This is a genomic window from Chitinophaga sp. (assembly GCF_036569125.1).
GTDB lineage: Bacteria > Bacteroidota > Bacteroidia > Chitinophagales > Chitinophagaceae > Chitinophaga.
This window is the reverse complement of the sequence record NZ_DATCRF010000514.1, coordinates 1-25544: the sequence shown is the minus strand read 5'-3', so window position 1 is coordinate 25544 and position 25544 is coordinate 1. Positions and strand designations below refer to the sequence as shown.

The window sequence follows — 25544 nt, the reverse complement described above, 5'->3', positions numbered from 1 at the left end:
GGTGAACATTAACCTTTCAGGCTACAAAGGAAAATCAGAAGTGAGCATGTTTGATGTGAACGGCCGGGTGGTATTGCGCCGTGAAATGAGCGAGGCTAATACCCAGCTTGATATTTCTGCATTGCCGGCTGGTATTTATATCATGAGGATTAAGAATGGAGCAAATGAAGTGAACAGGACAAAGATCATTAAACAATAACGGCAAATAGAACGCGATATAGAAGCCAGTACCTTTCCGGGTGCTGGCTTTTTTATGATAATCAAAAATAAATTATCTTACCTTTTTATTCCCGTACCTTATAATCTGTTCGTCATGTGGAGAAATGCGGCGGCTGCGCAACTGGCAGCGGTAATCCTGTATCTGTTGCCGGCCATTGGCTGTAAAAGCACCCCGGATCATCACCGGTATACAATTGTTGTTGTGGGCTCGTCCACCGCGGAAGGTTACGGCATTAAGCCGAAAGACAGCTGCTGGGTGAACCGTTTTGCCCATTCACTGGGGCCGGAGGTTGCAGTGCGGAACATTTCGAAGACCGGCTATTCCACCTACGAAGTAATGCCCACCGGTACCCGGAAAGCAGGCCGGCCGGAACCGGATACGGAAAGGAATATTACCAAGGCGCTCAGCTTTCATCCGGACGCTATTATCATCAACCTTCCCACCAATGACGCCGCAGCGGGCTACAGCCTGGAAGAGCAGCAGGCTAATTTCCGCACCATCATACAAGCGGCAACGGATCAACAGATCCCGGTGTGGGTAACCACTACCCAGCCACGCACCAATACTTTCGGACATCCGCGTAATACATTGCCGCAAATGCGCGACTGGCTGCTGGCCACCTATGGCGATAAAGTGATTAATTTCTGGGAGCCTTTTGCCAACCCTGATAATACGATCAATAAGCAATACGACCAGGATGGCATCCATCTGAATATACCGGGGCACCGCATTCTATTTGAACGGGTGGCGCAAAAACATATTATGGATACGGTGCGGCTAAGGCACTAGGAGTTAACTGCTTTCCAGCCCGCAATACACATTCGAGAAATCTTTTTTCTCCAGGTCACTCTTATGGATAACAAAGTAAATTTCACCGGCATCCCAGAAGCTGAAACCGGGATTATTATCCGAGCTTACTTTCAGGAGCACCATCCATTCTTCCGGTTTACCTCTTTTATTATACACAGCCTCCATTTCCGGGGTATCATGCTGTTTGAATACATAAGCGTTTATGCTATGGAATGTTCTGACGGAAGGCGCCTTTAACCCGGTTGCCAGCTGCTCCGCTTTATCGTAGCTCTCTTCCATGTCTGCCAGTTCCGGATATAAGCTACGGGTGTTATACATCTGCGGGATGCTGGCGTATTTCCCGGATCCGGCCCGGAAGGGAGTGTATATACCGCCCTGATCATAGATGAATTCCGGTTCAATATCCAGCTCTTTTGCTGATTGCAGATCGCTGTTATCGCCGTTGTAATACAAGACGGTCGGCTCCACATCTTCACGGTCTTTAATGAAGAAATAGAGGATGCCGGTTCCGGGAAGGTAATCCTGCAGATGGGCGATGGCGGCGCAATTGATCTGGGCAATAAACTGTAAGCCTTTCACCTGCTCATCCGTGTCAATAAAGGAAGGATAATTCATACCAGGAGGCAGGTCCGGCAAACCGCCGAAACGGTGATTGCCTTTTTCACTATAGTCATCTTCTTCCGTTGTTTGCAGCGCCACGGATCTGCGGGTAAGGTTTAGCAATCCTTCATGGAATGGGGTTAATCCGGCAGCGCTGATCTGGTCTTCCAGCAATTGTAGCAGCTCCGGATCATATCTTGCATAAAAGCGGTTATCATCATATTTAACGGTTCCCTGGCCATCTGCACCTTTATAGGTATAATCCAGCAGCGTCATTTTCTTTTCCAGTTCCAGGTTCAATTGGGGGATCTTCTCCAAGCCCAAAGGGAGCTGCTGCAGCGGATTATTTTCAATATTCAGGTACTGGAGCCGGCTTACAGATGCGGGTACTGTAGTAAGCCTGTTGTTTGAGAGCACCAGCGTTTCCAGGCTTTCGGGCAGGGCAGGATGAATGGACTGCAGCTGATTGCCGCTGAGATAAAGTTTCTTTAGTACAGGCAGCTGTAATATATAAGGATGAATACCTTCTACCTTGCTATCCGACAAGCGGATGGTTTCCAGCTTTTTCAGATCGCCCAGCCATTGCGGCAGGCTATTCAATGCAGGAACGCCTGTTAGTGAAAGCTCTTTCAGCTCCTTCAGGCGTTTCAGCGCTTTGGGGATTGCTTCAAAATCAGCTGCCTGTTTGTTATCCTGATAATCAATCGACAATACCTGTAATTGCGTTAACGGCTGAAGGGTTTCCTCCAATATGCCGGGATAAGGGTTGGTAAGCCATAGCTGACGCACCAGGTCCGGCGCAGCGGTGCTCACTTCGGGTGCGCTCAGGAAGCGGTAGTTCTCCCAGGCCAGATCTTTTGCAGGCAGTTTAACCGCCAGTTTTACCGGGTACTGGTTAAAGGATCCGTTGATACCAAGCCAGCCTTTTTCCAGGGTCACCTCTGCAGTAAGGTTTTGTAAGTAATGAAACCCATCTTTCCACAAGTAGGACAGGCCAGTGTGCTCGCGTTCATTCTCAAAGCGGAATTTGCCGGTGGGAATACCGGAATTATAGATGCCCTTGAAATAGAATTGCAGGTATACCTTTCTATCATTATAGTCGTTGATAATGTCGCTTTGTTCCGGGTTTATATAATCAGGCGCCTGCGCTTCAATTTTAACATACAGGGCATCGGAGATGTTACACTGGCTTTCTCCCGTAAGCATAAACATATGGTCTCCGATCTGCCAGTATTCCTGACCGTCCGCGGGAATGGAGAAGGGTGCAAAATTTTTGCTATCCTGTTCCGTATTGTCTATAGTTGTTACCTGGGATTTGGAGATGAGCGCATCGAGCGCTGTGTCCCGTTTCTCCTGGACTGCTGCAGGGTTGCCAAAATACTGGAGGCTTTGCCAGATCTCATCGAACAAGGGCTCATAAAATTCCCGTGAATGGCTTTTACAATCACCGGTGAAGCTGTAACCATATTCGCTGCTGATGGGGATCAGGCCGAAATAATAGAAATCGCCTTCCGGGGATTGCGCGGTTCTTATCCATGAGCTGATGCCCGCAACAGGCAATGTTTTATCCGCTATCACTTCAACGGCCCCACGAAGATCGAGGCAGCTTTCCCGGAACCGGGTAAGGAGATCATCGCCCTGGTATTCATTATAAAAGCTGAGCTCCTCCAAACTAATGGAGATATAGGAAAGGCAGTCGTCATCTTTTCTGTGTTCTCCCCGGATATTTTCCCAAACTGTTTGTATGTGCTCATAAATGGATGGGAAATGAACGCTGAATGTTTCTGTTGAAGCTTGCTGCATAAGCTGTGGTCACTGGTTAATACTGGGGGTCAAGTATAATGTTTTTGATGCGGATATCCAATTCAGATGAATGATTATATTTGATGCTGCAAACGTAACTTATGTCTCAACACAACCCGGTTGAACCGCTGCTTTTGTATTTTAACGGCCTGATACCTTTGAAAAACGAAGAGAAAGAATTAGTGCAGGCAAAATTTCATCACCGCCTTTACCGCAAGCGGCAATATGTGTTGCAGGAGGGCGATGTATGTACGCACTTAAACTTTGTGGTGCGGGGCTGCCTGCGTTTGTATAAAATAGACGACCGTGGCAACACCCATATCCTGCAATTTGCTGCTGAAAACTACTGGGTGAATGATCTTGGCAGCTTTCACGGTTTAAAGGCCTCTCAGCTCAACATCGATGCGCTGGAGGATACCGTTACTTTACAGATCACGCGGGATGACCTGGTTACGCTTTTTACACAGGCGCCCAAGTTTGACCGCATTTTCCGGGTGCTGATGGAAAACAGCTACATTAGGCTGCAGCAGCGGTTATTACAAAACATCAGCTCAACAGCTGAAGACCGGTACAAATCATTTATAGAGATCTATCCCCACCTGGTTAACCGTCTTTCACAGGTACAGATCGCCGCTTTTTTAGGCATAGCCCCCGAGAGCCTGAGCCGTTTGCGGAATGGGCTGAGCAAAACGGCCAAACCAAAACCTTAACCTGGATCAATACTATTTCTTGATGCAGCTCATTGGATAAAACTATCCAACGGGGTGACCTTTGTGTTAGAAAAATTCATCTATAAAACTTCAACTGAATTTTATGACACAGGAAAGAACATCAAAAAAGGTTGCGATCATCGGGCTGGGTAATATTGGCAAAATAGTGGCTGCCAACCTTGTAAAAGGCAAGCGCCCTGTAATAGTGGCCGGCAGGGACCTGGCAAAAACGCAGGAATTTGCCGGAGAGCTTGGAAGCCTGGCACAGCCCATGGAAGTAGCCGCTGCTATCCGGGAGGCGGATATTATTGTATTGGCGATTTGGTTTGCCACCATCAAAGAATTCCTGAACCAGTACGCCACAGAGCTCCGGGGAAAAATTATTGTTGATCCTTCCAATCCCATTGCTCCGGATGATAAGGGCGGATTCAAAAAAATTATCGGGGAAAAAGAATCAGCAGGCAATATCCTGTCTGCCCTGTTGCCTGAAAATGCAAAATTTGTCAAAGCGTTTGGAAGCCTGAGCGCTGCTTCGCTTGAAAGCGCTGCCTTCCAAAAACCGGCAGCTGCTGTTTTGTTCTATGCTACCGATGATACCAGCATTAATGCGGATATAGAGCAGCTGATCCGCGATAATGGTTTTGAGCCGGTGCGTGTTGGCGGGGTTGATCAATCCATCCGTGTAGAGGTGTTTGGCGATCTGCATGAATTTGGCGCGCTGGGCAAAACAGTTACCGCAGCGGAAGCAAAGGAAAAGGTTTAAGATAACCGCCGGATTTGAAGGCATATTCATCAAGTCTATAAATGAAAAGCAGGGGAGGTAGCGTACTATCTCCCCTGCCTTTTATCTTTTACAGGAAAGGCAATTGGCTTGATTTTTATAGCTAAAAATGAAAACCTCCTGCATGAAAATTGCAACCTATAATGTTAATGGAGTAAATGGCCGGCTTCCTGTATTGCTCCGCTGGCTGCAAGACGCAAAGCCGGATATTGCCTGTTTGCAGGAATTAAAAACATCTGACGAAAAATTTCCGGAGCAAAGCCTGAAAGATATCGGCTACAGCTCAATCTGGCATGGGCAGAAAAGCTGGAATGGCGTAGCTATTCTTGCAAAGGATGGTTATAAGATGGAAGAGATAAAAAAGGGACTTCCCGGCGATCCGGAAGATGTGCAAAGCCGGTATATTGAGGCTAAGATCAACGGTGTTATTATTGCTTGCCTTTATTTGCCAAATGGGAACCCTGCTCCGGGACCTAAGTTTGATTATAAAATGATGTGGTTTAAACGGTTGATCACGAAAGCAGGGCGCTTAATAAAGTTGAACCTGCCTGTTGTGCTGGTGGGGGATTATAATGTAGTGCCTACAGAATTAGATGCCCATAAGCCGGAGCGCTGGGTGAATGATGCCGTGTTTTTTCCTGAGCCCCGTGCTGCATTCCAAAAGCTGTTAAAGCAAGGTTGGACAGATGCTATACGTAAGCTTTACCCGGATCAGAAAATGTTCACCTATTGGGATTATTTTGGTAATGCGTTCAAAAGAGATGCCGGCATCCGCATGGACCACTTTTTATTATCCCCCGGATTGGGAAAGCGCCTGATGGCAGGCGGAATAGATAAACATGTGAGAGCCTGGGAGAAAACAAGCGACCATGCACCGGTTTGGATTGAAATTTCGAGTATATTAGCGTGATGGGTAATAATCCCGCCTATCTGACAACCGTCCCAAAAACGCCCGGAAAATATGAACAGCTCCTGCCTCTTTAAAAGTATTGCCGTTCTTTTTTTATTTTTCACATTACAATCAACCGCTCAAAAAAAGGAATTATACAATCATCTTTCGAGTGACGTTATAACAATTTCCTCTAAAATACTGAATGAAGACCGTACCATCTATGTTCACTATCCAAAGCCGGATTCTACGAATGTGAACAAACGATTTCCGGTATTGTATTTAATGGACGGTGAAAGCCACTTTGATATGCTTTCCCAATATACCGACTATTTAAGCCGGTGGGATGTAAGTGTAATACCGCAAATGATAGTAGTAGGTATTGTAAATACAAAGCGCACAAGGGATCTTACGCCAACAAAAAGCATTATTAATTACTTTGGACAACCAGACACGAGCGCCGTTTCCTGGATGAAGCCAAGCGGCGGCAGCGAACAATTCCTGCAATTCATACAGACGGAGTTAATGCCATGCATTGAGACTAACTACAAGACCCAGCCTTTCAGGATCTTTGCCGGGCATTCCTTTGGCGGCATTGCATCCATTTACTGCATGCTTACCCATCCTGATATGTTCAATGCCTATATTTCCGTAAGCCCTTCCTTTTGGTGGGATGGGGAATATGTAATTAAACTGGCGGATAAGAAATTAGCAAAAGGCGCGATGCTCAATAAAACGCTCTTTTTTAGTGATGCCAGTGAGGGCGTATCAGACGGCAGTTCCTTTCACACTAATTTATTAAAGTTTGACACCCTGCTTGTTCATAAGGAATTGAAAGGGCTTGATTATAAGTATAAATACTACCCAACGGAAACGCATATGACCGAGCCTATGGTTGCTTACTACGATGCGTTACGGTTTATTTATAAGGATTGGAAAGCTCCCGGTGCAAAGTGAGGAAAGATGAGATGGCTGAGCGGCCGTTGCTCCGGATACCTCCCTGCCGGTTAAATTTTATTATATATATATCCGGCTGACTTCCCGTGAATGCCTATACGAACGCGCTTTTCAAAGGATTTTTCTAATTGGGATTTAGAATTTTTCCTTACTTTTCCGCCGCGAACTGCTAGTTATGTCCCTAAATGCCCAGGCAATCCGAAGTATTGCCTTTACCTATGCTTTACTTTTTATAATGGTTTTGCTGAGTGTTGCTGCCCATGCGCAGGTAAAAGCTGATTTTACCCCCGCTAAAACCAGCGATTGCGAAAGCCTCATCACCAAATTCACAGATAACTCCACCGGTAACCCTGTTTCCTGGCAATGGAACCTGGGTAACGGATTTACCTCTACGCAGCAAAGCCCCAGCGCTTCCTATACTGCCCCCGGCAACTATAAGGTAACACTGACCGTGAAGGACGCAGGCGGCAATACCAGCACCGCGGAAAAAACGGTTACTGTATGGGATAAGCCCAAACCGGATTTTACCGCCAGCCCTGCAAAAGGTTGTATACCCTTTGACGTTACTTTCACAGACAGATCGGACCCGGTGAATGGCAGCATTGCCACCTATAGCTGGGATTTCGGGGATGGCGCTACCGGTTCAGGCAGCAACCCTGTGCATACTTACAATAATGTGTTGTCGCCTGTTGTTACGCTTACCGTTACTAACAGTAACGGATGCACGGCATCAAAACAGATCAGCAATATTGTAGATGCAGCGGCCTCCCTGAAGGCTAATTTCAACGTGTCTGACCAATTCCTATGTACTGCGCCCGGCGCGCTAACGGTTACCAATACCTCCACCGGGCCTGGTACCCTTACCTATAAATGGGATTTTGGCGATGGCGGCACTGCTGCAGGCGCTGCCCCCGGCCCGCATACCTATACTGCCAAAGGCATTTATAAGGTAACGCTTACGGTTACCAGCGATAAAGGTTGTACTGCAACGCAAACATCCGGAGATATTAATGTGGCCAACTTTAAAACTGATTTTCAGCTGCCGGCCAGCATTTGCGAAAACGCCAATGCCACCTTTAATACGGCCAATAGTCCGCAGGCCAACAATGTTACCTGGAGTGTTGACAAAGGATACATTTATAACTATGATGTTTCCTATGCCAATTACTATCCCGGCGGCGCCGGCACTGTAAAGGTGACCATGACGGCAGACTATGGCAAATGCCAGGAGACCGTGACAAAGGATTTTGTTGTGAAGCCTGCGCCGGTGGCTGATTTTGTGACTGATCAGAAAGCGATCTGCGATGTGCCTGCCACTGTGCAGCTGACAGACAAATCGCAGGGCGCCAGCAGCTGGAGCTGGACCTTTGGCGACGGGCAAACATCCACGCAGCAAAGCCCTTCCGTTACTTACAGGAACCTGGGATATTTTAATATAAGGCTGGTAGCCAGCAATGCATCCGGCTGTTCCAGCAGCGCAGAGCGTTATATATATGTACAAAAACCTGAGATCAATGCATACGCAAGTGTTTTAGAGGGCTGTGAAGGACTGACGCCTGCTTTTAACAGCTCCGTAAGCACCGGTGACGCCATTGCCGGCTATGAATGGGATTTTGGCGATGGCAGTCCCAAATCAACAGATCCAACGCCATCACATACCTATAACAAGCAGGGCAGCTACCCGGTAACGCTTACCTATACAACCACCAATGGCTGTAAAGGAACAGTGGGCCTGAATTATGGTTATACAATCAGAGTGTATAAAAAACCAACACCTGATTTCTCATCCCCCGAAGCCCCCCAGATCTGCGGCAACAACTGGGTGCATTTCAATGGTACTACAGATGTGGGCGGCACAGATGCAGGAAGTAATTCCTGGAGCTGGCAGTTCGGCGATGATTATTATGGCTATGGGCAGAATACGGCGCACAGCTACCGGGAGCCCGGCACCTATACGGTAACGCTGACCGTTTCCAATAACAGCTGTAGCGGATCCGTTACCAAAACAGCCTATATCAAAGCTGTGAACCCTTTCCCGCGCTTTACCATGCAGGGTATTGACTGCGATCACCGTACGGAGATGACCTTTGATGAACAATCACTGGGCGCCATTAACAGCTGGAAATGGAGCTGGGGAGACGGCAGGGAGGATACATATACCACAAAAACAAGCCCGGTAAAACACAAATACGATAAAACAGGAGCCTACCTGGTAAAGCTGACCGTTACCGACGGAACCTGTACCAGCACCGATTCGATGGGTATTAATGTGTATGCGCCATCGCCCATTACCATTACTACCGACAAAACAACCTTGTGCAGCAACGAAACACTTAATACCAGCGTAACGTCTATTGACAGATCTATTTATGGCTCATACAGCTATGCATGGTCCTCTTCAGACGGCACACCTCCGGACTGGTATAATTATAATGATGTGAAGAGCTCTTTTACGAACCTGAAGCCTGGCAAAGATACCATCCGCTTTGTAACGCATAACTTCCAGGGATGCCCGGACACCAGCAATGGAGTTGTGGTGGACGTACACGGGCCTTTGGCTGCATTCCTTTCCCCGGATGTGCTGGAATGCCGGGGTACGGAGCTCACCTTTACTGACCAGACGGACGTTTCAAAAGGCAAACCCATAAAAACCTGGAGCTGGGATTTCGGCGATGGTACCCCCGCAAAGATCTTTACCGCACCTCCTTTCAAATACACTTACAATAGGTCCGGTTATTTCAATCCAAGGCTCACGGTTATAGACGAAGACGGCTGCACCAGCTCCGCTGTTGGTTCGTACCTGCAGGTGAACGGCCCCAATGCGGATTTTGTGCCCAGCGCAACGCTGATACCGCCGGGCGGTGATGTATGGTTCTATAACTATACCACTGAAACGGGTGGCTATCCTACGTACCAGTGGGATTTTGGAGATAATACTTCCTCTGCGGATAACAGCCCGTACAAGAACTATCCTGATAAAGGCGTATACACCGTGAAGCTGCTGGTGAAGGATGATAACGGCTGTATGGACAGCGCCCAGAAACAGATCAAAGTATCCAGCGTGAGCGCAGGCTTTACGGTCACCACCGAGTTTGTGAATAACAGCGGCTGTCCGCCGGTGATAGCCCGTTTCACCAATACATCCGTTAACTACAGCAGTACCTACTGGGATTTTGGCGATGGCAGCTTTGCCACCATCAGCAACCCTTCTCATACTTACACCTACGCAGGTAAGTATAAAGTGAAGCTGAAAGTGGTGGGCGATGCTGATACGGAGGACGAGTATGAGCAGGAAGTAGAAGTAAAGGGGCCTTACGCCACTATCGCTACTTCCTCCAATGGCGGCTGCCTTACAAAAGAAATTGAGTTCAAGGTGAGCGCACAGGCTGCGGTTAATTTTGCCTGGGATTTTACGGATGGTATTGTACTGGAAACAACAGATTCCACCATCAAACATACTTTTAAAGATCCCGGCATTTACAAGCCACGCCTCATTCTCTCAGACCAGGCAGGTTGTAAGGGTACGGCCTTTCTGCAGGATCCCATTGTGATAGATAAGCTGGATGTACAGTTGACGGCTGTACCGCCATTTGTGTGTGATGCAGGCTGGATCACTTTTGCGCCCAAATTCAACAGCTATTCAATTGACGAACTGCACCAGGATGCGAAATATGAATGGACCTATGAGGCCGGGCTGCCCACGGAAAATGAGACTACTGCCACCCCGCGTTTTTACCTGGATAAGATACAGGCATATAATTTTTCCCTTACCACTACTACCGCTTTCGGCTGTACGCAAAAGGTGAGCAAAACAGTGCATGCCTATCCTAAGCCGGTAGTGGCTATTGCCGCGCCTTTGCAGGCCTGCCAGGATGCGCCGGTAAGCTTTAGCGGCACTGTAAGCAAGGTGAATGATGTTAGCTGGAAATGGGATTTTGCCAATGGCAACACCGGCAATGTACCGCAACCTGCAAACCAGGCATACAACAAAACCGGCCCTGCTGAAGTGTTGCTTACTGTTACCAGCCAGGATGGCTGCAGTGATACCGCGCGCCATAATATTAACATACTGCCTAAACCGGTGATCAATGCGGCTGCTGCATCTGAAGTAATATGCCTGGGCAACAGCACTACGCTGAGCGCTGGCGGCGGCATTACTTATGAATGGTCACCGGCCCTGGACCTGAGCAATCCGCAGGCGGCTGATCCTGTGGCAGCTCCCAAGGTAAACACTACCTACCAGGTGAGTGTAACGGACGCCAACGGCTGTAACAATACAGATGAAGTAAGCATCCGCGTGGCGCAGCCATTTACCATACAGGCCACGCCGGATACGGTAATGTGCCTGGGACATGTGCTGCCTTTACGGGTATGGGGCGCGGATCATTATGTATGGAGGGGAGAAGGCCTGGATAACGTTGCCAGTCCTTATCCGCATGCCACTATCAAAGGGTTAGGCAACTATACCTACCAGGTAACCGGTTACGATGCGGACGGCTGCTTTACGCATGATACATCGCTGGTGGTAAGCGTACATCCATCGCCCATCATCAATGCAGGCCCTGACCGCACGGGCATGGCCGGTGTGCCTGTAACACTGAGCGTGCAAGGCAGCCCGGATATAATAAAATGGAGCTGGACGCCGCCGGAATACCTGGATTGTGCTGCCTGCGCCACACCAGTGGCTTTGCCTAACCTGTCCACCAATTACACGGTGGAGGTGGAGAACCGTTATGGCTGCAAGGCTACGGATGATGTGCTGGTAAAGGTTACCTGCGATAAAGGCGCTGTGTTCCTGCCCACAGCCATTACGCCCAATGGCGACGGAAATAATGAATGGTTCTATCCCAAAGGGCGCGGCATAAAAGAAGTGGCGTGGATGCGTGTTTATGACCGCTGGGGCAGCCTGGTATTTGAAAAAGCACATTTCCAGATCAACAATGCCACCGCAGGCTGGAACGGCATCTGGAAGGGCAGGGTAGCGCCCATTGGCAGCTACGTATATGCGATAGAAACAGTATGCGAGGATGGTACCACCTTTTTGTTCAGGGGAGCGGTAACAGTGATCCGGTAACTAACACCGTGAAGGCCAACGTTTTCTCTGTGAAAATTTTCCTTCCCCAACTGTATTTTATATAACTTGCTTTCATGAAAAGCGCTAAACCTTCTGTATCTGAAACGCCTGCGCCTTCCAGGGGTACCCTTGAACGCACAAGAAAGCTGTTATCAGAGCTGGGGGATGATATCACCAAGGTCCGTGATAAGAACGACCTGCTGATCCTTTTCAAAAAGCGGATCAAAGGCCTATATCATCTTACGCATACCATTGTTACCCTGATCGATTACAAAGACGAAACATATGGTTCTTTCCTGCTGGATAATGAAGCTTCCGCCATCCGGTCGCATCCAAGGTACCAGGAAATGGTGCACTCCCGTTTTTCGTTGAATGAACCGGTGATCCAGTCTGTATTGCAGGCAGATGGCCCCATCTCTTTTTTACTGGAAGAGATCATGGACCTGCCGGGCAGCCCCGCTTATTTACGCGTTAATTATGAAAAAGGTATAAGGGAGATCTTAATGACGCGGCTCATGAAAGAAGGAAAGCCCATGGGCTTTATTCATATTTATTCCGATAAGCCGGGCAGCTTTAGCAGCGAGTTCAGAGATGTTATGAAAGATATTGCACCGCAGCTGTCGGGCGCAGTATCGAACATCATCAAAAATGAGGAGCTGCTTAACAAGGAAAAAGAAAAATCATTCCTGCTGGATTTCAGCAGTGATATTGCAACGGTAAGAACGAAAGAAGAACTGGCCCGTGCCGTTCGCTCTGCAATAGGCAAGCTGAATCAGAAGAGCGGCTATGTGATCCGCAGGATCAATGAAGATAATGTGTCCATGAGCCCTTATGTTTACGACCTGGGTGAATGGCAGCATGATCAAAAGATAATAAGCGCCCTGGAAAAGGCCCGGTATCCCATTAACGACGGGCTGCAGAACCGTGTGCTGGATAGCCCCATTCCTTTATTGTTTAATGTTGACAGGGAAATACAACGCGGCATCACCTCGCCTTACCTGCAAAGCTGGAAGGCAATGGGATTCAAAAACTTTTTAGGGGTGCGGCTGCGTAATGCGGACACGAATCATGGCATTTTGTTCCTTGATATTGAAGAGGTGAATGTGCCGCTGCTGCAGGGTATTTGTTCGCAAATATCCATTGCCCTGGCTAATATCATGGCCAATGAGCAGATCAGCAGAAAGCAGGAGGAGCAGGCCTTTCTGCTGGATTTCAGTAATGATATAACACAGGTAAGAACCAAGCAGGACCTGCAGCATGCTATTTTCAGGGTGCTGGATAAAACCATGCATACCCAGCTGGCCATGATCCGGGTGATAGATGACGATGGCTTCCATATGTCTCCGTTCATGTATGACCCGACCTTGTTTGAAAAAGCAAAAGTGGATTTTGATAAAATGTCCGCCAACAAGGTTACCATCGAAGAAACCTATAACGCGCAGGTGCTGGCCAGTAAGGAAGGATTGATGTTTAATGTGGAGGAAGAATTGAAAAGCGGCAACGCCTACGCAAAGCTCTGGAAAACCACCGGCTTAAAAAATGTATACAGCCTGCCATTGCGGGCAGGTGATAAGAATATAGGCACCATCTGGCTGCTGGCCAACCGCCTGAGTAAGCTGGTGCTGCAGGGAATTTGCTCACAGATCTCCATTGCTATTGCCAATATACAGGCCAATGAAAAACTGCTGGCCTATAAAAAGCAGCTGGAAGTAGAAAATGATTACCTGAAAGAGCAGATCAAAACCATTTATAATTTTTCAGAAATTATAGGCAGCGGCGCGGAAATGCAGAAAGTATACCGCCTGATATCACTGGTAGCAGATTCCAACAGCACCGTGCTGCTACTGGGCGAAACCGGTACCGGCAAAGAGCTCATCGCCCGGGCTATTCACAATGCATCGCCCCGCAAGGATAAGCTGATGGTAAAGGTTAATTGCGCTGCGCTGCCGGCAAACCTTATAGAAAGTGAATTGTTCGGTCATGAAAGAGGCGCTTTTACAGGCGCCATTGACCGGCGCATTGGTAAGTTTGAGCTGGGCAATAACAGTACGCTGTTCCTGGATGAAATTGGGGAGCTGCCATTGGAAGCACAGTCCAAATTATTACGCGTGATACAGGAGCGTGAGCTGGAACGCCTGGGCGGCAAGCATACCATAAAGATCGATGTACGTTTAATTGCAGCCACTAACCGCAACCTGGAAGAAGAGGTAAAAGCCGGCCGTTTTCGTGCCGATCTGTATTTCCGTTTGAATGTATTTCCGATTCACCTGCCGCCCTTACGTGACCGGCTGGAAGATATTGAAGCGCTTACTCAATTTTTTGTACAGAAGTACAGCCGGAACAGCGGCCGTAAGATCAAAAAAGTTGCGCCTAAAGTAATACAACAATTACGCAGCTACACCTGGCCGGGTAATGTAAGGGAGCTGGAGCATTTAATAGAGCGCAGCATATTACTGGCAGCCGACGGCACCCTGGATGATGTATATATACCCCGGCATACTGATGCCGGCAAGCAGGAGCCGGCCTATCTTTTAAACCGCTCGCTGGAAGAAGTTGAACGCGGTTACATTATTGAAATACTGAAACGTTGTGCCGGCAAGATCTCCGGCGCCGGCAGCGCTGCTGAAATATTGAAGATCCCCGGCAATACCCTGCACTCTAAAATGAAAAAATTAGGCATCAGCAAGAGCGATTATTTTGCCTGAGCCATCCTCCGCATAATCCCTTTCGGTGTTCCCTTTATATGGTGAGGTTATTTGTGCTTTCACGAAATACAGTGAAAAATAACAGGGCTTCATTTGCTTATCTTATTGGTTATCAGCTAACTTATGTTCCTGGCATTTGATTGGCCTTTTACGGTTATCACAATTAAAATAAAAATTATGAAAATCGTAGTTATCGGAGGCTCCGGCCTCATTGGAAGCAAAGTAGTTGCAAACCTTCGTCAGAGCGGCCACCAGGTAATTGCAGCTTCTCCGGCAACGGGTATTGATACCATCACCGGACAGGGATTAGCCGAAGCCATGAAAGATACCGATGTGGTTATTGACCTGGCTAACTCCCCGTCATTTGAAGATAAAGCAGTGCTGGAATTTTTTCAGACAGCGGGCCGCAATTTACTGGCAGCAGAGATCAATGCCGGCGTAAAACATCATATTGCGCTTTCTATTGTTGGCGTTGACATTATGCAGAACATCGGTTACATGCGGGCCAAGATAGCACAGGAAGACCTGATCAAGCAATCCGGCGTGCCCTATACCATTATCCGCAGCACCCAGTTCTTTGAATTTCTGAAAGGTATAGCAGATCAGGCCACAAACGGAAATGAAGTACATCTTTCTGATGTAAAGTTCCAGCCCATTGCTTCAGATGATGTTGCCGCCTTGGTAAGCAAATATGCCCAGGCAGCTCCTGTGAACGGTAAGGTAGAAATAGCCGGCCCTGAGCGTTTTGATATGTATGAAGTAGTTGCCCGTTATCTGAAGCAGATCAATGATCCGCGCAAAGTAGTGTCTGACGGCAAGCCAACATATTACGGCGGAGAGATCACACATACCGCACTGGTGCCTGCGGGAGAGGCCGCGTTAGGGACCATCAACTTTGAAAAATGGTGGAGCAGCCAGCCGCAAAAGGTGGCTTAAAAAACCAGTGCTCACTCTCAGGAGTGGGCATTGATCTTTTATACCCATTGTTTTTGTTCCAGGAAACGAATGGTGTGTGCAAGCACTTCCTCCGGATCCAATTGATCCGTATCCAGGGTAAGATCAGAGAGGGCGGGTGTTTCGAAGGTATCATTGAGGCCGGTAAGGTTATGGATCTTGTCCGGGTGGGTATCGGGCAGCAGCGCTTTCCTGTAAAGCCCTTTGGGGTCTCTGCTGATCAATGTTTTTAAGTCGCATTTCAGCCAGATCAGTAAAGCCCCGTATTTCAGCCGCAGCTTATTCCTTCCTTCCTCATAGGGGTTGATGGCTGCTATGCAAACAAGGTCATTGTCTGCAGCAATGGAGCCTGCATAAGCGCCTAAACGGGAAATATTTTCCAGGCGGTCTGCTTTACTAAAGCCAAGGTCTTTGCAAAGCGTTTGGCGGTAAACATCGCCGTCTATTACCTTCACTTTTAAGTGCTGCCGGCTGCCCCATTCAAACAAGGCATTGGAGAGCGTGGTTTTGCCCGAGCCTGATAAGCCGGTAAGCTGAATGATGTTGCCCATGTGCTTAAAGGGTAAGGTGTTTTAGCTGCTCATAGGCGGCATGACAATCATTAAAAAAGAACCGCCCGTTGTTCTCATGGGATTCCGGTGTAAACACCTCCTGTGCCGATTTGCTATGATACTTCAGGCGTTCATGCACCTGGTCCGCATCTTTTACGGGAATGCCGGTAAATGCGCTGAAAGCTGCTACCATTTCTTTTCCGCCCTGCGCAAAATCAAAGAAGCAGTTTTGCGCATGATCCAGGCGGAAGATCTGCTGCAGCTTTATGTAATACTGTTCCAGCACCTGCGCTGTATAGCGGTTAAAATCGCCGCCAAAATGCGCGGGTTCAGCTGTTTTAAGCAAGGCCGGATTAACCATTCCCGGAACGCTGTGAATGCCTCTTCGTTTATCATGAGAGGCAATCACCTCATCCGGTTTGCGGTATAAAAAGAAGAATGGCGTTTGCGGGAACCATTCCCGCAACAGGTGATAGAAATGAATATGCCAGCTATCCAGCTTAATGATATAGCTGCTTTCTTTATAATTGCGTTGCTGCCCCATTAGCTTCAGGGCCGCCCGGAACCAGGTTTCCCGGGTAGCGGTACCAAGCCCCGGCTGCTTTTCATCTGCCCTTAAAATTTCATCCAGCAAGGGCGCTTCTGCCACCACAATATTTTCCTCCGGCGCTGAAAAGGCCTGCGACAGCAGGGTAGAGCCGCAGCGGGAAACATGGAAAATGAATGCAGTAGGTTCCAGTGAAGCTAAGTCTTTACAGGCCTCTGCTAAAAAATCAGCGTTGCTCAGGCTTTCCAGCCGCGATCTTTGCCGTTGTTTAATGCGGCAAACCTGGATGGTTTCATCAAAGAAGGGTTTGATCATCCGTTCATTTCCAAGGTCCAGCCATTTTACAGTCCATTCATTGCTGTTGATATAACTAAGCTGGAAGGGGATCCAGTTGAGTATTAAGGAGGCTTGCATTATTTTCCTGCTTTTAGGCTGGCAATTAGATCCCTGGCAGCAGGGGTGTTCATGTTTTCCAGTTCCGCTATCATCCTGGCTTTTGTAGCGTCGTCATAACTCTTCGGTGCATTTTCTGCAGAAAGATCGTAACCATGCGCGGTAAACAGGTTATCTGTCCAGCTGTTGCGGATGCCGTCTATCACCAGGTGTACCCTAGGCGTACAGCCATTGTTAACGATACTATGCGTAGCGGCGAAATTGAGGTACCAGCATTCGCCGGCGCCCAGGTGCAGCTTTTCTTCTTCAAGGGTGAAGTATACATCCGGGTTGGTGATAATGGGGATATGGATCCTGAATATACCATCCTGATAGGCGCATCCCGGATCCCGGTGCGGTTTAATATGGCTGCCGGGGGCCAGGGACAGCAGGCGTACGGCCTCCTTTTCGCAATGCCAGGCCTCTAAGATGCTGTTTACATAAGGCATAAGGCCAAGTATGGGCGTATTGCTGTAAGTGCTTTCCGGATGGGCGTAAATGTCGTTGCTTTCCCCGCTGGCCGAGCGGAGTGAAATACTCCGCCAGTCGCCGTTAAAGTCACGTTGATTAAAGTGCAGCGGCCATTCTTCCTTTAAAACCGCTTCCAGCTCACTGCGGAGCGTGTTTGTATTATAAGATTGGGAGAATTTTATGTAGTTCATCAGTGGCCTAAATATCTAAAAATATTCATTAATCAAAAAATACATCCGGCGGTCTTCTGTCTATATGAAAAGCCTGATCCAGGTAATAAATAACGGTTTCCGGCGCTTTGGCCGTGGGGATCAGCTCCCGCAGCGGCGTTACTATTTTGGGATATTCATCAATGAATTCCAGTCCTTCTACCGGGGGCAGCTGGAATGACTGCATCAGCAGGCGAAAGCGTTCCAGCTCTACGCCCCAGTAGCGGATGTATTTACTTTCGCTTACGCTTAATTCAAGCAGCACATCTTTTGTCTGGAACAGCAGCCCAAATTCAAGCCGGCATTCCTGGGTAAGCTCTTCCCGGTACTTTTCCAGCTCATTCAATACAAACGCTTTCTGAAGGAAGGCGGTTGTTTCACTTTCCTCTTCATACAGCCCATATACGCAGCTTACTTTCTGTGGCAGGGTGGCTGCCAGGGCCAGGAACAGCTGCCATAAACGGCCATTGTTAATATTGATGGTGGCCTGGAACCGGAAAGGCAAACGCCGGGCTTCATTGAGCTCCAGCGTATAGCCCTCCCGGATATTCGCTTTTCTTCTTTTATGCAGGATGCCATCAATATCTGGCCGGTGATCCAGCTCCTGGTCCGTAGGGATCCGGATGGTTATAGGAAGCGCTAACATGCTGCAATATTAGATTATTACTGGTTATGCTCCCAGCCTTTGTTGCTTACGCACCGTACACCTGCCGGAAATATTGTTCAGCGCCTGCGGGCTCCCTTCCCAACAATGCCGGCAGATCTGTATGATCAGGATAGAGCTCACCGCGGCTGATACCTTCTCCAAATCCGGCAAATAAACCGGCGTAGAGGGCCGGCACACCTGCTTCCACCACTGTTTTGGTATAGGTTTCAGCATCCGGGCTGTAATAAGGTACTTTTTTCCCGGAGATGTCACTGAGTATTTCAGCAATACGGCCAAAGGAGAGGGGCGCCCCTGAAATATGATAGTCTTTGTTTTCATGGCCTGCACCTGCAAGGATATTAGCCGTAGCTTCCGCCATATCGCTGCGCAGGGCAAAACCAGCAGCGCCATCACCTGCCGGGAAAAACACGCCCTTTTCCAGCACTGCCTGCCCCAGGAATATGGGCAGCATATCCAGGTAAATATTATTACGGAGGATCGTATAGGCGATACCGCTTGCTTTCAGCGCCTTTTCCGTATGAAAATGTGAGTTGAGCACCGCTGCCAGGGAAGAGCTTTCATTATCTGTTCTGCGCTCAACGCTGGTATAAAGCAGGTGCTGCACGCCGGCTGCCTTGGCAGCATTCACAACATTTTCCTGCTGGGCGCTACGCTGCTCCAGCTCAGTGCCGGATACCAGCAACACCTTTTCTGCGCCGGCAAACGCGCTCACCAGCGATGCGTAATTATTGTAGTCGCCGGTTATGATTGTCACACCCCTGGCCTTCAATGCTGCGCCTTTAGTCTCTTCCCTTACAAGCGCGCCTATGCTGCCGGCGGGGATGCCTTTCTGTAATAAAAATTCAATCGTTGCTTTTCCGAAATGGCCATTAGCGCCAGTTATCAGGATCATATGTTTTAATTTTTGTGAGTAGATGATTTGTTATACTGTTTTAAAACACCGCATGCTGACGCCGGCAAACACCTCTTCATAAGTGTGCACAATATTTTCTTTTGCATCCACAAGGCCCAGGATATAGAGCATGGGTATGTAGTGGTCTGCCGTATTAATGGCCAGTGCTGCGGCTTTGCCTTTGGAAGGGTAGTTGAACAGGTTTTGCCAGCTGCGGTTGTCAATATTGGTCTTGATCCATTCATCCATTTCCAGCGCCCATGGAAAGGGTTTGTGGCTGAAGGCAATTGTTTTCAGCATGCTCATTTCCAGGTTATGCACCACGTTGCCGCTGCCAATGATCAGCACTCCTTTATCGCGCAGGGGTTTAAGCTTTTGGGCCATCTCCCAGTGATAGTTAAGGGGTACGTACATGGGCATGCTTAGCTCCATTACCGGCACATCCTTATCGGGGAAAAGATGGTTCAGGATCACCCATGCGCCATGATCCAGGTCTATACCGTGATCGGCCCGGATACCGAGGTCCGTGGTAATGCTTGCTTCAAAGTCAACCGCTCCTTTAACAGGGTAGTAGCTGCTATCGAAATGCGGGCGCACCTTCAGGTAAGATTCTTCTGTGCTGAGGTAATGGCCGGAAATAACCAGTACGGCTGATGGTTTGAAAGGAAGCGCTTTACCAACGGCACGTATCTGCCGGGTGAATGGGTTATCCCTGAATGCATTGCGGTAATCCCCGTGCCCGAAGAACATAACCGGCAGCCTTCCCTGCGCAGGCGCTGCTGCCCGCCCCAGATCCAGCAGGGCGCTAACCCGGTCCGCTGGCTGCAACAGCGGCAGCAATGAAAACATTCTGATGAACTGGCTCCTTTTCATAATCGTTTTGCACAGGCATAAAGCTGCTTAACCAGCGCTTATGTTCAGCACCTTTAAAGCGGGGTACGCCTGTTTGCTTTAATGTCAAAACTACATTACCTTGGCTATAGAATAGTAAGTGCTATACCAAAGTATAGTGCTATATGACATGTAACCTGAAAAGACCTTTATGATACAGGAAGTGGAAACGCGCTCCCACCGGGAGGTGCCTAATGAGGAGTTAAATATGAAAACCTGCCCGAAACAATATGTGCTTGCTGTGGGCGATGCGCTGAATGCCTTTACCGGCAAATGGAAGCTGTTTATTATCGGGGCGCTGATACCCGGTAAGCAACGGTTTAGCGAGCTGGAGAAGAATATTCCCAAGATCAATCCAAGAATGCTGTCTAAAGAATTGCGCGACCTGGAAGCCAACGGCATTGTAAAACGGAAGGTGAACGATAGCCTGCCGGTATCAGTGGAGTATGAGCTTACCCCTTCGGGCTATGCTATGCGTGAGATGTTTGATTCGATGATCGACTGGGGGATTAAGCACCGTGCATGGTGCATGCCCGGAAAAGGTTAATGTTGTAAGCACTTTTCAACTGCCTGGTAAAGCTCCTGTATCTTAAAAGGCTTTTCTATAAAGGCATCTGCTTTACTGTCTGCGATAGACTTTGCTGAGTAATGCTGGGCGGTGAACAGCAGTACGGGTAGTTCTTGCTCCCCGGAGGCGTTTTTTATATCACGGCATAATTTCCGGCCATCATACATACCAAGCTCAATATCCATTAACAATAGGTCGGGTCTGTATTCATCCAGGTAGGCCGATAGCTGCGAGGCATCCTTTAACGCAATTACTTCCATTTTCATTCTTCTTCCAAGAACAAATGAAACGGCGTCCAGTATATCGCTATTATCATCAAGCACCAGGATCTTACACATATGTTAATGACGTTTAGGTTCAACTATCTTTATACAGTAACTACGGTTCAGTATTCGAAATTACTATTTAAAGTACTGGTAAAAAAGTACCAGTGTCTTCTGTAACTTCTTTTAGATCAGGTTATAGATCCTGTTTATCAGATCCGACAAACGAAAGGGCTTTGTTATAAAGTCATTTGCCCCTGCTGCTATGCAGGCCGTGTGCTGTTCGGGACTTGCCGACATCATTAATACCGGGATGTGGGCTGTTGCCGGGTTTTTTTTCAGCGTAGTGCAGATCTCTTTACCTGAAGCCCCGCAAAGGGATACATCCAGCAATATCAGGTCGGGGGCCGGTTCCAGCTCTTCCGGCACAAGGGTTTCCCTGCTGCCGGTATTCAAACCTTTTACGCGTAAGGCAGTCTCGAGGGAATCTTTAATACCTGCATCGTCTTCGACAATCAGTACAAATGGTTTCATCCAACTTTTTTTCAAGTATGAATAGTTAGGGTTACGTATCGGTTGATACTAAGAGTAAATAATATGCCTGCCTGAACATTTGAATAATGATGAAAGCGACTTTTACCGGGCTATTTGAGCATTAGGTGTTTAATGACGCGAGTTTATCAAAAAAAATAGTTAACTCCAAAAAATAATTTTTTGCAACATGATTCTGTGAAAATGATTTTAAGCGGGATGGTTATTTGCATAAGGTAATGTTATATGAAAGATGGATCCCTTTCCCTGCTCGCTGGTAACATGGATGGTACCTCCATGCCGGTGAATGATGCCGGCTGTAATATATAATCCCAGGCCCAGACCGGATGCTACCGGACTTGCGTTGGCGCTGGTTACCCTGAAAAAGCGGTCGAATACTTTATTCAGCGCTCCCTCCGGTATACCGATACCGGAATCCTGCACCTGGATCCGTATGGTGTTATCTACTTCTTCAGAAGTGATGATGATGTCGCCTCCTGCCGGAGAGTATTTGATGGCATTGGAAAAAAGATTGGTAAGCACCTGGCCGATATGCTCCCTGTCTGCTACAATGGGCCGCAGCTTGCCTCTCCGGAAAACGAAACGGTGTATCTTTGAGAGGTGCTGCAGGTCTTCAATATGTTCGGATATCAGCCGGTTCATGTCGAACTTCTCGGTGTGCAGCACCAGTTTTCCCTCGGCAACATTGGTTGTATCCAGCAGCACGTTTATTAATTCCGTTAAACGATCCACCTGCATATCCAGCTTTTTCATCAGCTCAGCATTTTGCAGATCCTGCGATTCTTCGAACAGCTCCTGTAATACTTCTGCGTAGGCTTTAATACTGGTAACAGGCGTTTTAAGCTCGTGGCTGGCAATGCCTATAAAATCTTCCCGCTGTTGTTCCAGCGCTTTGCGCTCTGTTATATCCAGCACTACGGCCACGGTATAGCGTACGCTTCCATCATGGTCCCGGATGGGCGCTGCGCTAACGCTGGCCCACATAAAAGAGCCATCTTTCCGGCGAAATCTTTTTTCAATCTCGAAGGGGGCGTTTTCCTCCAACAGGCGTTTAAAGAGCTGGCGGTTCAGCTCAAGATCATCGGCATAAGTGAGGCTCCAGGTGGTTACGCCCAGCAGCTCAGCTTCCGTATAGCCAAGGATCTCACAAAGCTTACGGTTCACAAAAAGCAGCTCTCCTTCCAGTGTAGCCCTGTAAATGCCTACGGTCGTCTGGCTTACAATGGCCCTGAACAGTTCTTCAGAATTGCGTAGTGCCTGTTCTGCCAGCTTGCGCTCTACCAGGTCGGCTGCCTGTCGGGCCAGCACATCCACAATATGCATTTCACTTTGAGGAAGCGCCTGGGAGTTCTTCCAGTAACAGGTAATAACCCCTAATACTTTTCCCTTGCGGGTAATGAGCGGGGTGGATTGAATAACGTGGATCCCTAAATGCTCATAGGTTGCCAATTCTTTTTTTGAGAGGCTGATCTTTGTGCTCTCTGAAATGTTAACCGTAAGACGGTTCTTCTTATTGAGCGTCCAGCTATAAATGCTGTCTGTATTGGCGGGGATCCATTCCAGGTCTGCTGCTGCGGCGTCATCAAAGCCGGTATGCGCTAACAGGTATAAGGCCTGCTTTTCTATATTAAGCAGGTGAATGCTGCCCATATCTGATTGCATAATGCTCATCAATGCGTCCAGTATATGGTTGTAAAGCACATCTCCATTGTCGTCCAGGATCATTTGACTGCTTACCTGCTGCAAATGCTGCATGTTCCTGAGCTCCGTAGCCAGCTTTCGTTCACTTTCCAGCAGGGCGGCTTCCGCCTTTTTGCGTTCTGTAAGGTCCTGTGAAACGGCTAAAATAACAGGCGGGTTGTGATCGTCCATCTTTAATAAGGAGAGCGTGCTGTTAACCCACACCGGTGTACCATCCTGCCGTTTATAGCGTTTATCAAGGGAAACCGGCGCTTCCGAGGTGATTAAACGTTTAACCGCATCCTGCGTAGAGACCAGGTCTTCGGGATGAGTAACATCTTTAATAGTGAGTGTCAGCAGCTCTTCACGGCTCCTTCCCAGGATCCGGCATAAGATATTATTTACCTGCAGGAACTTCCCTTCCAGGGAAATTTCTGAAAGCCCTACTTTGGCCTCTGCAAAGATGGCGGTCAAACGCGCTTCATTTTTCCGGATGGATATTTCATTGCGTTTGCGTTCGCTGATGTCTGTAAAAACCAGTGCAAACTTGCCGTTGCCTATTTCCCCTACAGGACCAACATAGGTATCGAACCAGCGGCCTGCTTCAGCTATCCTGCTTTCAAAACGGAACGTTTCGCCATTAAGGGCCGCTTTTTCGCAGATCTCTATCCACGAGTTTTCAGGACTTGTTACTTCCCAGGTGTTTTTTCCGTAGGTATGATCCGGCCCCATTATTTTTTCAAATGCAGGGTTTACCTCTACTATACGGTAATCAACCGTTTTGCGGTCCTTGTCCGTCATAATTTCGCAAAGCGCAAATGCTTCATCTATGGAGTTGAACAGGGTGCGGTAGCGTTCCTCACTCTGCCGCAGGGCTTCCTCGGCATGCTTACGTTCCGTAATATCAAAAAAGGTGATCACCACGCCATTGATGCGGTCTTCGGCCGTGCGGTAGGGCAGCACACGCATCATCATCAAACGGCCGTCGGTTGTGCGTACCTCATGCTCAACAGCCTGCAGCTTTTCCAGCACCAGCTCCGCATCCTCCATCAGGTTATTATAAACAAGCCGGTGGGTAATATCGGATAAAGGCCGTCCGATATCATTCGGGATCAGATTGAACAGCCCCCGTATGGATGGTGTGAATAATGCCACGCGGAAACTGCGGTCCAGGAAAATAGTACCAATATCTGCCGACTTAATAAGGTTTTGCAGATTGTTATTGGCCAGGGTGGTTTCCTCTATTTTAACTTTCAGCTCCTGGTTAACGGTGCGCAGCTCTTCGTTAATGGATTGCAATTCCTCTTTGGAAGTTTCCAGCTCTTCTGCTGCTGAACGCAGCTCTTCATTCATGGCCTGCAGCTCCTCGTTGGAGGCTTTCAGCTCCTCGGCATGGAACTCATGCTGCTCTATGGCTGCACGCAGCTGCACTTTTACCCGCATCAGCTCTTCTTCCAGCTGCCGGGCCACCGGCTCATCTGAAGAAAGCACTACTTCCTTCGCGGCTTCTTCATCCGATGCTCTTTCAAATACTACCAGTATAAATCCCTTTGCAGGATCTTCTACCCGGAAAACGGGTCTTACATGTATGTTAATGCTTTCTGTGTGCTCATTCACTGATACCTTTAAACCCCTGGCCTCTACCGGCGTTTGCCGCTGGATAGATTGATACAGGGCTGAACGCAGCTCCAGCCGCAGTTCCGGCCTTATCAGCTTCAACAGGTTCTGTGAAGGCTCTCCGCCTGCTATTTGCAGGTAACGCCCGGCTCTTTCCGAAAGGTGCACGATCTCATATTCTTCATTTATGACCAGGGATGGCGGGGCATATTGTTCCAGCAGCCGCTGATGCAGGTCGCTGATGGTGATGCGTTCCAGGGTACGGTGCTCCTGTTCAGAGATGTTAGCCGGAATATTAGGTTGCTTAAACTGAAAGGTGGGAACCGATTCCGGAACCGGGTAAGCATGTGCGGTAAGCTGGCGGCTTTGGAAAATATGGTGTTCCCGGTTATACAGGGTGTACAGGTCATTGGCCCCGGTTGCCGATTCGGAGGAACCGAGGAATAAAAAACCGCCCGGCTTTAATGCAAAATGAAAAGTTTCCATTACCCGCTCCTGCGCGGAGTGGTTCAGGTATATCAGCACATTCCGGCAGCTCACCAGGTCAAGGTGTGAGAACGGCGGATCTTTAATAAAATTATGGTTGGCAAAAAGGATCATTTCCCGGATCTCACGTCTTACGCGGTAACCATCGCCTTCCCGCATAAAGAACTTACGCAGGCGTTCGGGCGATACGTCTGCCGCATCATTAAGGGTATAAA

Annotated in this window: 20 protein-coding genes; 10 read left to right on the top strand and 10 right to left on the bottom strand. The window is 48.3% G+C overall.

The features are described from left to right. Positions 1 to 199, top strand: a 199-nt coding sequence (locus tag VIM87_RS19505; protein ID WP_331998620.1) for a T9SS type A sorting domain-containing protein, incomplete at its 5' end; no start/stop codon positions are given. A gap of 114 nt (positions 200 to 313) precedes the next feature. After that, positions 314 to 1009 carry an SGNH/GDSL hydrolase family protein gene (locus VIM87_RS19500; RefSeq protein ID WP_331998619.1) on the top strand — a complete coding sequence of 232 codons (696 nt, stop codon included), beginning with the start codon at positions 314 to 316 and terminating at the stop codon, positions 1007 to 1009. Between the two features lie 3 nt (positions 1010 to 1012). On the opposite strand, the gene VIM87_RS19495 is transcribed toward VIM87_RS19500, so the two are convergent. Next, positions 1013 to 3433 (bottom strand): DUF1963 domain-containing protein, encoded by a 2421-nt coding sequence (locus VIM87_RS19495; protein WP_331998618.1) that lies wholly within the window; start codon positions 3431 to 3433, stop codon positions 1013 to 1015. 101 nt (positions 3434 to 3534) lie between these two features. Here VIM87_RS19495 and VIM87_RS19490 point away from each other — a divergent pair, with 101 nt between their 5' ends. From VIM87_RS19490 to VIM87_RS19460, 7 genes are all read left to right on the top strand, one after another. Beyond that, positions 3535 to 4143, top strand: coding sequence for a Crp/Fnr family transcriptional regulator (locus VIM87_RS19490; RefSeq protein WP_331998617.1), 609 nt, complete (start codon positions 3535 to 3537; stop codon positions 4141 to 4143). A 103-nt stretch (positions 4144 to 4246) separates the two neighbouring features. After that, a complete protein-coding gene (locus VIM87_RS19485; RefSeq protein WP_331998616.1) occupies positions 4247 to 4906 on the top strand; it encodes an NADPH-dependent F420 reductase in 660 nt (219 codons plus the stop codon). Between the two features lie 142 nt (positions 4907 to 5048). Further along, positions 5049 to 5834: an exodeoxyribonuclease III gene (xth, locus tag VIM87_RS19480; RefSeq protein WP_331998615.1), complete on the top strand. Its 786-nt coding sequence runs from the start codon at positions 5049 to 5051 to the stop codon at positions 5832 to 5834. 51 nt (positions 5835 to 5885) lie between these two features. Continuing rightward, the gene (locus VIM87_RS19475) at positions 5886 to 6770 is read left to right on the top strand and encodes an alpha/beta hydrolase (protein WP_331998614.1); all 885 of its coding nucleotides are present in this window, start codon (positions 5886 to 5888) and stop codon (positions 6768 to 6770) included. A gap of 235 nt (positions 6771 to 7005) precedes the next feature. Further along, entirely contained in the window at positions 7006 to 11844 is a 4839-nt protein-coding gene (locus tag VIM87_RS19470; RefSeq protein ID WP_331998613.1) for a PKD domain-containing protein, read from the top strand. A 74-nt stretch (positions 11845 to 11918) separates the two neighbouring features. Next, positions 11919 to 14549 carry a sigma 54-interacting transcriptional regulator gene (locus VIM87_RS19465; RefSeq protein ID WP_331998612.1) on the top strand — a complete coding sequence of 877 codons (2631 nt, stop codon included), beginning with the start codon at positions 11919 to 11921 and terminating at the stop codon, positions 14547 to 14549. 177 nt (positions 14550 to 14726) lie between these two features. Beyond that, positions 14727 to 15485, top strand: coding sequence for an SDR family oxidoreductase (locus tag VIM87_RS19460; RefSeq protein WP_331998611.1), 759 nt, complete (start codon positions 14727 to 14729; stop codon positions 15483 to 15485). Positions 15486 to 15523: 38 nt separating this feature from the next. Here VIM87_RS19460 and VIM87_RS19455 read toward each other — a convergent pair whose 3' ends face one another. From VIM87_RS19455 to VIM87_RS19430, 6 genes are read right to left on the bottom strand one after another with little or no spacing between them, the layout of a single operon-like run. Then, a complete protein-coding gene (locus VIM87_RS19455) occupies positions 15524 to 16054 on the bottom strand; it encodes an adenylyl-sulfate kinase (RefSeq protein ID WP_331998610.1) in 531 nt (176 codons plus the stop codon). 4 nt (positions 16055 to 16058) lie between these two features. After that, the gene (locus tag VIM87_RS19450; RefSeq protein ID WP_331998609.1) at positions 16059 to 17015 is read right to left on the bottom strand and encodes a hypothetical protein; all 957 of its coding nucleotides are present in this window, start codon (positions 17013 to 17015) and stop codon (positions 16059 to 16061) included. Beyond that, positions 17015 to 17695: an aspartyl/asparaginyl beta-hydroxylase domain-containing protein gene (locus tag VIM87_RS19445; RefSeq protein ID WP_331998608.1), complete on the bottom strand. Its 681-nt coding sequence runs from the start codon at positions 17693 to 17695 to the stop codon at positions 17015 to 17017. Before VIM87_RS19445 ends, VIM87_RS19450 begins: the two co-directional genes overlap by 1 nt. A gap of 28 nt (positions 17696 to 17723) precedes the next feature. Next, positions 17724 to 18359 carry a hypothetical protein gene (locus tag VIM87_RS19440; protein ID WP_331998607.1) on the bottom strand — a complete coding sequence of 212 codons (636 nt, stop codon included), beginning with the start codon at positions 18357 to 18359 and terminating at the stop codon, positions 17724 to 17726. A gap of 46 nt (positions 18360 to 18405) precedes the next feature. Then, positions 18406 to 19272: an SDR family oxidoreductase gene (locus VIM87_RS19435; RefSeq protein ID WP_331998606.1), complete on the bottom strand. Its 867-nt coding sequence runs from the start codon at positions 19270 to 19272 to the stop codon at positions 18406 to 18408. 30 nt (positions 19273 to 19302) lie between these two features. Next, on the bottom strand, positions 19303 to 20145 hold the full coding sequence (locus tag VIM87_RS19430) for a class III extradiol ring-cleavage dioxygenase (protein WP_331998605.1): 843 nt from the start codon (positions 20143 to 20145) through the stop codon (positions 19303 to 19305). A gap of 169 nt (positions 20146 to 20314) precedes the next feature. Here VIM87_RS19430 and VIM87_RS19425 point away from each other — a divergent pair, with 169 nt between their 5' ends. Beyond that, positions 20315 to 20710 carry a helix-turn-helix domain-containing protein gene (locus VIM87_RS19425; RefSeq protein ID WP_331998604.1) on the top strand — a complete coding sequence of 132 codons (396 nt, stop codon included), beginning with the start codon at positions 20315 to 20317 and terminating at the stop codon, positions 20708 to 20710. Here VIM87_RS19425 and VIM87_RS19420 read toward each other — a convergent pair. The 3 genes from VIM87_RS19420 to VIM87_RS19410 all read right to left on the bottom strand — a co-directional run. Then, complete coding sequence (locus VIM87_RS19420) at positions 20707 to 21069, bottom strand: response regulator (RefSeq protein WP_331998603.1); 363 nt, start codon at positions 21067 to 21069, stop codon at positions 20707 to 20709. The genes VIM87_RS19425 and VIM87_RS19420 overlap by 4 nt on opposite strands. A 111-nt stretch (positions 21070 to 21180) precedes the next feature. Next, entirely contained in the window at positions 21181 to 21528 is a 348-nt protein-coding gene (locus tag VIM87_RS19415) for a response regulator (protein WP_331998602.1), read from the bottom strand. 207 nt (positions 21529 to 21735) lie between these two features. After that, positions 21736 to 25544, bottom strand: a 3809-nt coding sequence (locus tag VIM87_RS19410) for a PAS domain S-box protein (protein WP_331998601.1), incomplete at its 5' end; no start/stop codon positions are given.

Bases quoted from the DNA above. Each gene is read 5' to 3' on its own strand.
- VIM87_RS19495 (WP_331998618.1), bottom strand. From the start codon at position 3,433: ATGCAGCAAGCTTCAACAGAAACATTCAGCGTTCATTTCCCATCCATT.
- VIM87_RS19430 (WP_331998605.1), bottom strand. From the start codon at position 20,145: ATGAAAAGGAGCCAGTTCATCAGAATGTTTTCATTGCTGCCGCTGTTG.
- VIM87_RS19475 (WP_331998614.1), top strand. From the start codon at position 5,886: ATGAACAGCTCCTGCCTCTTTAAAAGTATTGCCGTTCTTTTTTTATTT.
- VIM87_RS19415 (WP_331998602.1), bottom strand. From the start codon at position 21,528: ATGAAACCATTTGTACTGATTGTCGAAGACGATGCAGGTATTAAAGAT.
- VIM87_RS19425 (WP_331998604.1), top strand. From the start codon at position 20,315: ATGATACAGGAAGTGGAAACGCGCTCCCACCGGGAGGTGCCTAATGAG.
- VIM87_RS19500 (WP_331998619.1), top strand. From the start codon at position 314: ATGTGGAGAAATGCGGCGGCTGCGCAACTGGCAGCGGTAATCCTGTAT.
- VIM87_RS19460 (WP_331998611.1), top strand. From the start codon at position 14,727: ATGAAAATCGTAGTTATCGGAGGCTCCGGCCTCATTGGAAGCAAAGTA.
- VIM87_RS19490 (WP_331998617.1), top strand. From the start codon at position 3,535: ATGTCTCAACACAACCCGGTTGAACCGCTGCTTTTGTATTTTAACGGC.
- VIM87_RS19445 (WP_331998608.1), bottom strand. From the start codon at position 17,695: ATGAACTACATAAAATTCTCCCAATCTTATAATACAAACACGCTCCGC.
- VIM87_RS19470 (WP_331998613.1), top strand. From the start codon at position 7,006: ATGGTTTTGCTGAGTGTTGCTGCCCATGCGCAGGTAAAAGCTGATTTT.
- VIM87_RS19485 (WP_331998616.1), top strand. From the start codon at position 4,247: ATGACACAGGAAAGAACATCAAAAAAGGTTGCGATCATCGGGCTGGGT.
- VIM87_RS19465 (WP_331998612.1), top strand. From the start codon at position 11,919: ATGAAAAGCGCTAAACCTTCTGTATCTGAAACGCCTGCGCCTTCCAGG.
- VIM87_RS19420 (WP_331998603.1), bottom strand. From the start codon at position 21,069: ATGTGTAAGATCCTGGTGCTTGATGATAATAGCGATATACTGGACGCC.
- VIM87_RS19440 (WP_331998607.1), bottom strand. From the start codon at position 18,359: ATGTTAGCGCTTCCTATAACCATCCGGATCCCTACGGACCAGGAGCTG.
- VIM87_RS19455 (WP_331998610.1), bottom strand. From the start codon at position 16,054: ATGGGCAACATCATTCAGCTTACCGGCTTATCAGGCTCGGGCAAAACC.
- VIM87_RS19450 (WP_331998609.1), bottom strand. From the start codon at position 17,015: ATGCAAGCCTCCTTAATACTCAACTGGATCCCCTTCCAGCTTAGTTAT.
- VIM87_RS19435 (WP_331998606.1), bottom strand. From the start codon at position 19,272: ATGATCCTGATAACTGGCGCTAATGGCCATTTCGGAAAAGCAACGATT.
- xth (WP_331998615.1), top strand. From the start codon at position 5,049: ATGAAAATTGCAACCTATAATGTTAATGGAGTAAATGGCCGGCTTCCT.